The following is a 12,799-nucleotide window of genomic DNA, read 5'->3' on the forward strand; positions in this document are numbered from 1 at the left end:
CCCGCCGGTCACCGATCGCGCGCGGATCCGTCGACGGCGAGGATGCGGAACTCCGAGGTGTACCTCGCCCCCTCCGCGTCCTGGAGCCACAGCCCGTCCGCGTCCGGCAGCATCTCGGTGAGCGTGACGGAGCCGTTCTCCTCCTCCACGGACCGGCGCACCGCCTTGGCCAGGATGTTGACCAGCACCAGGCTGGTGAAGTCGACGAACGCGGGCTTGTCCTCCACCGGGACCTTGTAGAACGCCCGCTCGGGCAGACCCTGTTCGAGCCGCCAGCGGCGGGCGGCCCGGAAGCGTTCGGGCTCGGACTTCACCGCGGCCCAGGTGAGTTCGCGCGCCGGGAAGCTCCACGACTCGCGGGCCACCACCAGGCGGTCGACGGTGATGCGCGGGTTGTGGCGGGCCCTGGCGACCGGCTTGAACGCGTTGATCGCCGCCGCGGCGAGCGGCTCGCCCACCACGTGCGCCAGCGGCGCCGCGAACGACCCGGCGCGCGAGCGGACGATCAGCCGCTCGCCCTCCCGGCGCACGAACAGCGCGGCGGCCGGCATGATCGGGCCCGGCGGGGTCACGGCCTCGGGGTGCATCGTCCAGTACGTGTACTCGGGCGACAGCAGCGCCGACGGCGGCGACACCCGCGAACTCACGCCCGGCACGTCCCGGTTCATGATCCCGTAGATCCGGCTCCCGCGCATGTCCGCCTCGGCCGCCGCCAGCATCGACGGCGGGTCGTCGTGCTGCTCGACGAAGACCCGGCTCTCCATCGTGTTGAACGACAGGTGCAGTTCGCCGAGCACGAGCAGGAACTCCCCGCGCCCGACCGCCTCCTCGTCCGCCGCGGCGAGCATGAAGTCCGGAGAGTGGTGCACCGCCGTCGGCCACGGCAGCGGGCGTGCGGGGAACAGCTCGGCCACCCGCCCGGCGATGTCCTCGCTGCGCAGGTCGACGCGCTGGGCGTCCGGGGGCAGCCGCAGCACGTCCGCCCAGCGGCGCTGGAACTCGTCGACCGCGCGGCGGGCCGGCTTCGACAGGCCGCGGATGTTGAAGTACAGCTGCGGCGTCGCGAGGCTCAGGATCGCCGCCAGCGGCACCTCCGGATCGCCGTGCTGCGCGACCCTGCGCTCGTAGATGTCGCTCAGGTAGCGGTCGAACTCCTGGCCCACCTCCGCGACCAGCCACCGCCCGCTGTCCAGGAGCAGCGCGAGCGGCCCGGCGAGGGCGTCGCGCAGGGCCGGGCCGAGGTCGACCCGGACGTCGCGGACGGTGTCCTCGTAGACGAGTGTCCGCCCGGCGTACGTCTGGCCCGCGCGGCGCTCGCCGGCGACGCCCGTGATCTCCTCGAAGCACGCGCCGAGGGCGGCCATCGCGGCCTCCAGCGCGGTGTCGTCGCCCGCCGCGGCCGAGACCGCGTCCCGGGCGGCGGTGAACCGGGCCGCGACGCCCAGCGCGTACGCCCTGGCAGCCGGGTCGGCGATCCGCTCCAGGCGGGCGACGAGCGAGCGCTCGGGGTGGGCCTCGATCGTGCCGACGACGTCGTGGCGGATCAGCTGGCGGGCGACGAGGTCCTCGACGACGGCCAGGAGGGCGGCCGGATCGCCGAGTTCGGGGAACTCGGACCACGCGAGCTCCTCCGCGAGCTCGGGAAGCGAGCGGACCCCGTCGACGAGTGCGAGCAACTCCGCCTCGGCGTCCGTGAGTTGCACGGGCGGACGGCCGGGCGCGAGCAGCGTCGAGCCCGCGAGGTGGTGCGCGGCGAACCGGCGCGGCGCCAGCCACGGGCGCACGCGTGGGTCGTCCGAGAGGGCCCGGGCGACGGCGTCGACCGCCCAGATCTCGAAGTAGACCGTGCGCCGGGACAGGAAGTCCGGGCCGACGCGCGACGCGAGCGGCGCGCCGTCGTCCGTCCACCGGCCCCAGCCGACCGGGCCGACGAAGCCGATGGTGTCGTTCTTCAGCGCGTACCGCTGGAGGTAGCCCGCCACCGCCAGCTCGTGGTTGCGCCCCCGGACGTTGCGCGGCTCGCCGGCCGCGAGCTTGTCCAGGCACAGCTTCAGCAGCTTCGGGTTCTGCCAGGCGACGGCCTCCCGGAAGCGCGGCGTCGTCGACGCCCCGCGCACGGCGGCGGACAGCCGATCGGAGGCCAGCGCGTACTCGGCGCGGTAGGCGTCCGCGTCGTCGGCGTCCGCCGCGGCCGCGAGCGCCGGGTCCGTGAGCGGCAGTACGGTGTCGGCCGGGAATCCGGTGCTGCGCAGGACGACGTCGCGCCACACGGACCATCCGGTGGCTCTCAGCGGGACGAGGTGGTGCCCGTCGGATCCGGTCATGACGCCTTCTTCCGCTCGATCTGGGCCGCGAGGGCGTCCAGGGTGGGGTAGTCGAAGAGGGCGGCGATGCCGAGGTCCACGCCGAACTCGTCGTGGATGTGGGAGACCAGCTCGACCGCGGTGAGGGAGTTGCCGCCGATGTCGAAGAAGTCCGCGCCGTCGGCGATCTCGGGCCAGCCCAGCAGGCCCGTCCACAGCGCGCGCAGACGGGCGGTGGTGGCGTCCCGTTCGGTCGGGGAGACCACGGGGGGTGCGGGGGCCTGCTCGGCTTCCTGGTCCATCGCGTGACGGATCGTCACCTGAGCCGGAGTGTGCGCCCGCAGCAGCTCCAGCAGGAGGGTGGTGTCCATGGGCCTGGGCGTGGAGACGACGAGCGTGCGGGCCGCGGGCGGGGCGCCGGCGGCCGCGAGGGCGGTGAGGACGGCGTCGGCGGCGTCGGGGCGGCTCCGCGTGACGGTCGCGAACAGGTCGAGCGCCGGGCGGCCGGCGAAGGCGCGGGCGAGGGCCGCGAGGCCGAACGCCCGGGGGCCGAAGGCGTCCGCCTCGGCCGTGTCGGGGGCCGGGCCGGCCAGGTGGAGGACGCCGTGGACGGGACCGTGGCGGCCGGTGACGTCGTCGAGGAGGGCGGTGAGCGCCGCGTGGTCGGTGACGTCGCACGCGGCCGACTCGACGGTCGCGCCCAGGGACCCCAACTCCGCTACCAGATCCGGCCGTTCGGTGGCCTTAAGGCCGACGAGGACGAGCGTCGGGCGCAGTCCGGTCGCGGCCAGCCCGCGTGCCACCCGGACGCCGAGGCGGCCGGTGCCGCCGGTGATCAGATAGGTGCCGGCGGGCCGGAGGGCCGGCCCCTCGGCCGGGGCGACGGCGAGCGGGAGCTCGGTGGGGACCCAGCGGCGGGTGCCGCGGAGTGCCACCACGCCTTCGCCGCCCGTGCGGAGTTCGGCGGCGACGTCCCGGTCGGGGACGGACCCGCCGAGGTCGATCAGGCGGACCCCGGTCTCCCCGGCGAGCGCGGTGAGCGCGGCGTGGCCCGGGCGCAGCCGGTCGTGGCCGCTGACGTCCACGGCGTGTTCGGTGAGGACGACGAGTCCGGGCGCCCCGCCCTCGGCGGCCTGGCGCAACAGTTCGGTGGCGGCGGTGTGTCCGGCCGCCAACTGCTCGGTCAAATCGGAGCCTTCGGGCCGTCCGAGGCTTCCGGCATGGACCAGCAGGCCGGTTGTCACGCCGCGCTCGCGCAGGGTGCGGAAGGCGCGGGCGAGGTCCTGGGGTTCGCCCTCACGGATGACGAAGCCGACTTCGCGGTCCTCGTACGCGGTGCCCGGTGTGAGCGGGACGACCCGCATCCCGGCCTCGCGCAGTGCGGCGGCGACCCGGCGGGCCGCCGCCTCGTCCTCGGGGAGGGCGGCGACCACCGTGCGGGCGACCGGCTCGAGCCGGTGTGCGGGGCGGGGCTGCTCGCGCCAACTGGGCAGCGTGAAGGGGGAGTCGGCCGAAGTCTGCTGAGCTTCGTCCTCGCCCGCCACGTCGGCCCAGTACCGCTGCCGTTCGTACGGGTACCCGGGCACGGGCACGCGGCCCGCGTCCGAAAGGTCCTCGACGGCCGTCCAGTCGATCGCGTGCCCCTCCGTCCACACGGCGGCGACCGCGGTGAGCGCCGACTGCAGGTCGGCGAGCGGCTCGGTCCTGCGCTGGGCGAGGGTCGGCAGCACCCGGTGGCGCGCGGCGTCCACGGCGGGGTGCTGGCGCAGGGCCGAGGTGAGCGCGCGGCCGGGGCCGCACTCGATCAGCAGCTGCCGCCCGTCGGTGCCGGCGAGCGCCGCCACCGCGTCCGCGAACCGCACCGGCCGCACCAACTGCCCGGCCCAGAAGGCGGGATCGGTGGCCTCGGCGTCGCTCACGAGCCCGCCGGTCGCCGAGGAGTACAGGTCGAGGGCAGGCGCGGAGAACCGCAGCCCCCGCAGGGACTCCTCGAAGGCCTTCGCCGCGGGGGCCGCCAGCGGTACGTGCGAGGCGCGGCTGAACGGGACCGGGCGGACGTTCAGCCCGGCCCCCCGCAGCTCGGCGCCCGCCTGCGCCACGGCGTCCGCCGGGCCGGCGACCACCACCATGCGCGGGCTGTTGACGACCGCCACGTGGACGTCGTCCGGCAGCAGCCGCGCGACGTCGGCCTCCCCCGCGGCGACGGCGAGCATGGCGCCGGGTGGCGTGGCGGCGAGCGCCCGCGAGCGCGCGACGACGGCCCGCACGGCGTCCTCGGCGGTCAGCACCCCGGCGGCCGCGGCCGCCGCGAGTTCGCCGAGGCTGTGCCCCAGGACGGCGCCTGGCCGCACACCCCACGCGTGCCAGGCCTGCGCCAGCGCGTGCTCGACGGCGAACAGCAGCGGCTGGGCGACGTCCGGATCGGCGATCCGCCCGGCGTCGGCGTCCCGCCACAGGCCGCGCAGCGGCACGCCCTGGGCCTCGAAGAGGTCCAGGCAGGCGTCGAAGGCGCGGGCGTAGGCGGGGGAGCGGCCGTGGAGGTCGAGGGCCATGCCCGGGTGCTGGGTGCCCATGCCCGGGAAGAGCAGCGCGATGCGGCTGCCCGAGGGGCCGGCGGCGGGGCCGCTCGCCGCCATCAGCAGGTCGGCCGCCTCGCGCGCGTCCGTGGCGACCACCGCGCCGCGGTACGGGTGCGTCGTGCGGCCCTGCTGGAGGGTCGCGACGCTCGCGGCGAAGTCCGGTGCGGCGGAGGTGAAATGACCGGCGAGCCGGGTCCGGTAGCGCTCCGCCGCCTCGGGCGTGCGCGCCGACCAGACGACGATCCGCGGGCGGTCCGTCGTGGCGGCGGGCCCGGAACGCACCGGTGCCTCCTCCAGCACGACGTGCGCGTTGGTGCCGCCCACGCCGTAGGTGTTGACGGCCGCCACCCGGGGCCGCTCCGCCCGGCGCTCCCACGGCACGGCGGTGGTCGGCAGCTCGAACGGCGACTCCTCGATGCCGAGTTCGGGGTTCGCGGTGCGGAAGCCGAGGGTGCGCGGCACGGTCCCGTGCTCCAGCGTCAGCACGACCTTGATCAGCGAGGCGATCCCCGACGCGTGGCCGAGGTGCCCGATGTTGCCCTTGACGGAGGTGAGGACCGTGGCGCCGCTGCCCGTGGCGCCGAGGTACCGGTAGGCCGAGGTGAGTGCGGCGACCTCGATCGGGTCGCCGAGGACGGTGCCCGAGGCGTGCGCCTCCACCAGGCCGACGTCGCCGGGCTCGACCTCGGCCGTCAGCATCGCCTCGGCGATCGCGGCCGACTGGCCGGAGACGCTCGGCGCGGCGAACCCGGCCTTGGCGGAGCCGTCGTTGTTGACGGCCGAGCCGCGGATCACGGCGCGGATGTGGTCCCGGTCGGCGATCGCGTCGGAGAGCCGCTTGAGCGCGACCACCCCGGCGCCCGAGCCGAAGACCGTGCCGGTTGCCCCGGCGTCGAAGGGCCGGCAGCGCCCGTCACGGCTGATCTTGCCGCCGGGCTCCCACCAGTAGCCGTGCTCCAGCGGCAGTTCGACCTCCGCCCCGCCGACGAGCGCCAGCTCGCACTCGCCCGCGCGCAGCGACGCGGCGGCCAGGTGCAGGGCCACCAGAGGGCTCGCGCAGGCCGTCGCGATGCCGAGGCTCGGGCCGTTGAGGCCGAGCTTGTAGGAGACCAGCGGGGCGAGGGAGTCCGTCGAGTTCCAGGTGCTCAGCGACAGGCCGATGCCGTCGCCCCCGCTGCCGCCGTTGCCGGCGCGGCCCTCGCTGCGGCGCACCAGGTCGAGGTAGCGGCCTCGCCCGGCGGAGCCGAACACGCCGACGTCGGCGAGCCGTTCGGGGTCGTAGCCGGCGTCCTCCAGGGCGGCGTGGGCGCACTCCAGGAAGAGCCGGATCTGCGGGTCGCAGATGCGGGCCTCGCGCGGGGTGAGCCCGAAGAACCCGGCGTCGAAGCCGTCGATCTCGGGCACCGTCGCGACGGCCCTGACGTACTGCGGGTCGGCGAGCACGCGGGCCGGCACGCCGGCCGCCGCGAGCTCCTCGTCGGAGGCGAGGCGGATGGAGCCGACGCCGTCGCGGAGGTTGGCCCAGAACGCGCCGAGGTCGACGGCCCCGGGGAAGCGGCCGGCCATTCCGACGACGGCGACGGGTTCGTACCTGCTCTGGTCGTTCATGCGTTTCCCTGGAGGTCGTGTCGGATGCGTCGGCGCAACTGCCGCCGCTGCTCGGCCGGTGGGGCCGACCGGGGCGCGGGGGGACCGTCCCGGAGCGGCGCGGCCGGAGCGCGGCCGGAGAGGAAGCGGGCCAGCGCGAGGAGGTTCGGGTGCTCGAACATCGCCGTCACCGGGAACGCGGTGGCCAGCCGCTCGCCCAGCAGGGCGTGCAGGCGCACGACGGCCATCGAGTTGAGCCCGGCGTCGAAGAAGTTGTCGGCGGGCGGGAGGTCGATCCCGATGACCTCCCGGACCAGGGCGGCCAGTTCGGCGGCGGCGCGGTCGTCCTGGGCGGGGCCCTCGGTGACCGGCGCCCCGGCGGACTTGGCGGCGCGCTCGCGCGGGCCGTCGGCGAAGAGGATCTCGGCGGGCACCGCGTAGCGCGGCAGGCGCCGGCGCAGGTGCGAGCGGAGGTCGGCCGGGTCCGGGGCGGCGGCGCCGGGCGCGGTGCGGACGGTGAGCGACAGCACGGGCCCGGCGGCGGTCGTGGTCAGGCCGGCGACGGCGTGCCGGACGGCGGGGTGGTCGAGGGCGGCGCGCTCGACCTGTTCGGGGTCCAGGCGGTAGCCGTCGACGGAGAGCTGGCGGTCGAGCCGGCCGTGCAGGACGACCGTGCCGGAGGGGTGGCGGCGGCCGCGGTCGCCCGTGCGGTAGGTACCGGCGGCGGTGTCGAAGCGATCGCCCCGGCCGGTGCCGTCCAGGTAGCCCGCCGCCAGGTGCGGGGAGCGGACGACGACCTCTCCCACGTGGCCGACCGGGGCGGGTGTGCCGTCGGGGCGCAGCACGAGGAGCTCGGCGGCCCCCGCGCCGGTGCCGACCGGTAGTTCGGCCGTGTCCGGCAGCCCGGCGAGCGGGTCCTGTCCGGCGTCGAGCTGCCAGACGGAGGCGAGTTGGGGCGTCTCGGTGGCGCCGTACGCGTTCACGACGGCCGCGCCGGTGACGGCCCGCAGTGCGCGGACCATGCCCGCGGTCAGCGGCGCGCCGCCGCTGACCACCAGGCGCAGGTGCGGGAGGCGGGCGGTGTCGTGGGGGCGTCCGGAGAGGAGCAGTTCGAGGAGGGCCGGGGTGGCGTGCAGGACGGTGACGCGCTCGTCGTCCAGCAGCGCGAAGAGCCGGTCGGGGGCGGTGAACACGGACTCGGGCGGGACGACGACGGTGCCGCCCGCGAGCAGCGGCACGAGGAGGTCGCGCAGCAGGGGGTCGTGGCCGAGGGCGCCCAGCAGGGCGATCCGGTCCTCGGGGCCGAGGTCGAAGGAGCGCCGGTACCAGTCGAGCGTGCCGGCCAGCGCGGCCGGGGACACGGCGACGGCGGCCGGGCGCCCGGAGGTGCCGGACGTGAAGAGGACGTGGCTGACGCCGGGCAGGCGGCGCGGCTCGCGGGTGCCGGGCCGGAGGGTGCCGTCGGCGGTCAGGACGGCCTTGGGGCGCAGGAGGTCCTGGCGTTCGGCGAGTGCGGCGGCGGGCAGGTGCGCGTCCGTGACGGCGACGGCCGCGCCCGCCTGCCGGGTGCCGAGGAAGGCGGCGGCGAGGTCCGGGGTGCGGTCGGCGCGCAGCTCCAGGACGTCCCCGGGGAGGACGCCGGCGGCGGTGACGGCGGCGGCCACCTCGTCGCAGCGGTGCAGCAACTCGGCGTAGGCCAGGTCCAGTCGGGGCGAGTGGACCGCGACGGCGTCGGGGTGCCGCAGGGCGACGTCCCGGATCCGTGCGAGGACGTCGGGTGCATGCGGCTGCGGCGCGTGCACCGGCACCGCAGGAGGACCGTCGAACGGCGCCCGGTCCGTCGCGAACGCGGCCGCGACCCCGGCCACCTGCCGCAGCAGCTCGTCGACCACCGCGTCCTCGAACAGTGCCTCCCGCCCGACGAGTTCGAGCCGAAGCCCGTCGTCCGGGTCGTGCCGGAGGTAGAAGTTGAGGTCGAACAGCGCGTACGGCGGCGCCGCGTCCACCCACCGCGCGGGCGTGTCGGCGAAGGCGGGTGCGGGCCCGATCCGGCTGAGGTCGTTGACCCACACCTGGAACAGCGGGTTGTCCCGTGGCGAGGGCGGCAGCCCCAGCCGGTGCACGACGGCCTGGAACGTGGGCACGAGGTGGTCGAGTGCCTCCAGCGACCGCTCGCGCACGTGGGCGAGCAGGTCGTCGCGCCCGGCCCGGCCCTCGACGTCGAGCCACAGCGGCACGGTGCTGAGCACGGGCCCGACGAGTTCCTGCTCCCCCGGGCCCAGCCGTCGGCTGACCGGCACGCCCACGGCGACGGACCGCTCGCCCGCCCAGGCGGCGAGGACCGTCGCGACGCACGCGACGACGTACGTGGCCCGGGTGTGCCCGGTGCGGGCGAGGAGGGCGTCGACGGAGGCGGTGAGCTCCGGGCCGAGCGCGGCCACCGTGCGGCGGCCGTCGAGCGTCGGGCCGGTCGGGCCGGTGAGGCGGAACGGGAGCGGCGTGCGCGCGGGGGCGTCCGGCAGGAGCGCCGCCCAGTACGCGAGGTCCTCGTGCCAGCGGTCCGAGCCGACGGCGGCGGCCCGCCGGTGGGCGAAGGCGGCGAAGCCGGGTGCGGGCGGCCACTGCGGTGCGAGCCCGAGCGCGCGGGCGGTGTAGGCGGTGGCGAGGTCCCGGGCGACGAGTTCGAGGGCGTGCTGGTCGGCCACCAGGTGATGCAGGGAGAGCACGAGGAGCGCCTCGTCCGTGCCGCGCAGCAGGCCGACGGTGAGCAACGGCGGCCGGTCCAGCGGGATCGCCGTCCGCGCGATCCCGGCGACGAACGCGCGCGCCGCCGGATCGTCGAGCGGGCCGGCGGTCTCCCGGACGGTGAACCGCGGTTCGGCGTTGGGTGCGTACGTCCAACGCGGGACTCCGTCGGCGACGTCGACGGCCGCGCGCAGGAGGTCGTGGCGCCCGAGCACGTCCCGGGCGGCGGCGCGCAGGGCGTCGTCGTCGACGGCGGCGGGGATCCGCAGGGCGCCGACGACGTTGTTGCCGGAGTCGTCGACGAGGGCGCGGTTGAGGAGCCAGAGCGGTTCCTGCACGGGGGTGAGCGGACTGTGGTCGGCCGGGCCCTCGGTGGCCTGCGGGCGCTCGGTGCGGGGCGCGGTGGCCAGGGCGTCGCGGAGGCCGGCCAGGGTGAGGCCGTCCCGCAGGAGCAGCGGCAACGGCAGTTCGACGCCGCGCAGTTCGGCCAGCCGGGCGATCAGCGCGAGGGCGGTGAGGGAGTGCCCGCCGAGGCTCAGGAAGCCGAGGTCCTCGCGCTGCTGGTCGGCCGGGACGGCGAGCAACTCCCACCAGACGGCGGCGAGTTCGTCCCTCTCCGGAGTTTCGACGGGAGCTTTGGACGTCCACCAGCGTTCTGTCTCCTCGGTGATGCGCCGGCGGTCGGCCTTGCCGGAGGAGGTGAGGGGCAGGCGGTCGACCCAGCGCAGCGCGTGCGGCACGAAGGCCCGGGGGAGCCGGTCGGCGACGTGGGCGAGGATCGCGTGGTCGGCGTCCGGGTGGCCCTCGGCCCGTACGGCGACGGCGACGAGTTCGGAGGCGGCGCCGTCCGGGGGCCGGACGGCGACGACGGTGGTGGCGGCGACCGCGGGGTGCGCGGTGATCGCGGCCTCGACCTCGGCCGGCTCGATCCGGACGCCGCGGATCTTGAGCTGCGCGTCGATCCGGCCGTGGTAGCGCACCAGGCCGTCCTCCGAGGACGCCAAGTCGCCGGTTCGGTACCACCGTTGGCCGTCCACGACAGGGAACGCCGGCTCCGTGAGGTCGGGCCGGCCCACGTAGCCGAGCGCCACCTGGACGCCGCCGATCCACAGCTCGCCCGGCTCGCCCTCGCGGACGGGGGAGCCGTCCGTCCGGGCGATCCGCAGGTCGACGTTGTCGATCGGCGCCCCGATGAACACGTCCCCGTCCGGAGCGAGCCCGCGCGGCACGGGCCAGTGCGTCACGTCGATCGCGGCCTCGGTCGGCCCGTACAGGTTGTGCAGTTCGGCGCGCGACCACTGCGCGAACCGCGCGGCGAGCGCGGGCGGGAGTGCCTCGCCGCTGCAGAACACCAGTCTCAGCGAAGGGAGTTCGACGTTCGCCAGGCGCAGCTGGGCCTCCAGCATCGTCGGCACGAAGTGGCACACGGTGATGCCCTCGTCGGCCAGGGCGCGCGCGAGGAGCCGTGGGTCGTAGTGGGCGTCGGCGGGCGGGAAGACGCAGCGGGCGCCCGTGACGACGGGCAGGAAGAACTCCCACCCGGCGACGTCGAAGGTGCTCGGCGTCTTCTGGAGGACGCGGTCGCGGGCGTCGAGGCCGAACCGCCCGGCCATCCAGAGGATCCGGTTGGCGAGGGCGGCGGCGCCGACCAGGACGGCCTTGGGGGTGCCCGTCGAGCCGGACGTGAACAACGCGTAGACCGGGTCCTCCGGCCCGGCCTCGCGCAGCGGCGCGTACCCGGCGGGCGCGGTGCGGGGCACGGTGACGGCCGGCACCCCGCCCGGGGCCAGACCCTCGTGCCCGGCCGCCACCACCGTGCACAGCGGCCGGACGGCGCCGAGCATGGCCGCGACCCGCCCGGCGGGTTCGTCGGCCGCGATCGGCACGTAGTGGCAGCCGGCCTTGAGCACCCCGAGCAGCGCGACCAGCAGGTCGGCCTGCCGGGGCATCCGCACGGCCACCGGGCCCCTGCGCCCGCCGGTGGCGCCCAGCACGGCGGCCGCGCACGCGTCGCTGAGCAGGTCCAGCTCGGCGTAGGTGAGGGTGCGCCCGGGATCGGAGCAGGCGACGGCGTCCGGGGTGCGCGTCCGCTGGTCGCGGACCAGCCCCGGGAGCCCGTACGGTGCCCGGTGGGGCACCCGTGGTCCGCGGAGCACCGAGGCCCCGTTCGTCATGCCGCCACCTGCTCGTCCGCGTCCCGCATGGTTCCCCCCACTGCGCCGTGACTCGAAGGACCTCTTCCGACGGATCGTCAGATCGGCTGGAGCGCGACCGGCTCCGGGTCGGCGAGGAAGTCCGGCCGCAGGCCGGTGACCTCGGGACGGTTGGCGACGCTGTTGTAGACGAACATCAGCATCGCGCGGCGCAACGGCGAGATGTTCGCCGCCGAGCAGTGCAGGATGTTCGGGTGGAACACCAGCACCGACCCGGCGGGCCCCTTGGGGCTCACCAGCCCGTTGGCGCGGGCGAGTTCCTCGATGACGCAGTGGCGCACCCGGAACTTCTCGTCGGCGGTGAGCGTCGCCACCCAGGCCGGCGCGTCCTCGTAGCCGAGCGGCATGCCGTCCGCGTCGGTGCTGGCGAGCAGCCCGGCGGTGTGCGAGCCGGGCACGAAGGTGAGCGGCCCGTTGAACTCGGTCACCTCGTCCAGGAACACGGCGACGTTGACCAGGTCGGGCCGCCGGATGCCGTCGCCGGTGAGCCAGTAGACGTAGTCCTGGTGCCACTCCCACTGGTCGCCGGCGAACGGCGCCTTGATGTTCACCTTCGACTGGTGCACGTACACGTCGTCGTCGAGCAGGCCGCGGACGGCGCCGAGCAGCGCCGGCCGGCGGGTGAGCGCGGCGATCGCGGGGTTCGTGCGGTGCAGGCCGTAGACGGAGCGGACGGTCCGCCCGTCGCGCTCCAGGACCCGCCCGGGGTCGTCCGCGGCGAGGATCGAGGGGAGCTCGTCGAGCGCCACGTCGAGCAGGTCCCCGGCCAGTGAGCCGGGCGGCAGGAGCACGTAGCCGTCCCGGTGGTACCGCGCGACGAGTTCGGGGGCGAGCGGTGCGGCGGCGGTGCCGGCCGTGTCGTGCGTCATTGCTCAGGCCTTTCTCGTTCGGTTCGGATGCGTGCCGCGGCCGTGCCGCCGGGCCGGGCCGGTCCGGACGGTGCGGCGTGCTACCAGACCGGGCGGACGTCGATGGTGCCGAAGCGGGCCACCGGGTGCTTGCCGGCCACCTCGATCGCCTCGTCCAGGTCGGCGCACTCGATGACGTCGTAGCCGGCGATCCGGCCCTCGGCGTCGGCGAACGGGCCGTCGTCGACGACGACCTCGCCGCCGCGCACGCGCACCGAGGTGGCGTCCCCGGCCGGGCGCAGCCGGTTGCCGTCCAGCCGCACGCCGCGCCCGTCCATCTCGGTCACCCAGTCGGCGGTGCCGACCGCCATGCCCGCGTCGTCCTCGGGGGTGACCTCGGCGTCCTGGTCGGCGCAGATCAGCAGCAGGTACTTCATGGTCCGTCTCCTCGCTCGGGGTCGTCCGCCGCCGCCGGTGTCCGTGAGCGGCGCGGTGTCCGGGACCCGGTTTCGGGCCCCTCCGGG

General features: G+C 76.1%; 5 protein-coding genes. All 5 read right to left on the reverse strand.

Going from position 1 to position 12,799, the window contains the following annotated elements; all coding sequences use genetic code 11:
- Positions 1-8: 8 nt before the first annotated feature.
- The 5 genes from AB0C76_RS04795 to AB0C76_RS04815 all read right to left on the reverse strand — a co-directional run bounded on the left by AB0C76_RS04795 (position 9) and on the right by AB0C76_RS04815 (position 12,712).
- On the reverse strand, positions 9-2,324 hold the full coding sequence (locus tag AB0C76_RS04795) for a lantibiotic dehydratase (RefSeq protein ID WP_359959721.1): 2,316 nt from the start codon (positions 2,322-2,324) through the stop codon (positions 9-11).
- The gene (locus AB0C76_RS04800; protein ID WP_359959724.1) at positions 2,321-6,490 is read right to left on the reverse strand and encodes an SDR family NAD(P)-dependent oxidoreductase; all 4,170 of its coding nucleotides are present in this window, start codon (positions 6,488-6,490) and stop codon (positions 2,321-2,323) included. The genes AB0C76_RS04795 and AB0C76_RS04800 overlap by 4 nt, the downstream gene beginning before the upstream one ends.
- Entirely contained in the window at positions 6,487-11,388 is a 4,902-nt protein-coding gene (locus AB0C76_RS04805) for an amino acid adenylation domain-containing protein (RefSeq protein ID WP_359959727.1), read from the reverse strand. The genes AB0C76_RS04800 and AB0C76_RS04805 overlap by 4 nt, the downstream gene beginning before the upstream one ends.
- A 77-nt stretch (positions 11,389-11,465) precedes the next feature.
- Positions 11,466-12,296: a phytanoyl-CoA dioxygenase family protein gene (locus tag AB0C76_RS04810; RefSeq protein WP_359959730.1), complete on the reverse strand. Its 831-nt coding sequence runs from the start codon at positions 12,294-12,296 to the stop codon at positions 11,466-11,468.
- 80 nt (positions 12,297-12,376) lie between these two features.
- Positions 12,377-12,712, reverse strand: coding sequence for a YciI family protein (locus AB0C76_RS04815; protein WP_329927846.1), 336 nt, complete (start codon positions 12,710-12,712; stop codon positions 12,377-12,379).
- Between the last annotated feature and the right edge of the window lie 87 nt (positions 12,713-12,799).

Source organism: Kitasatospora sp. NPDC048722, assembly GCF_040650235.1.
Classification (GTDB): domain Bacteria; phylum Actinomycetota; class Actinomycetes; order Streptomycetales; family Streptomycetaceae; genus Kitasatospora.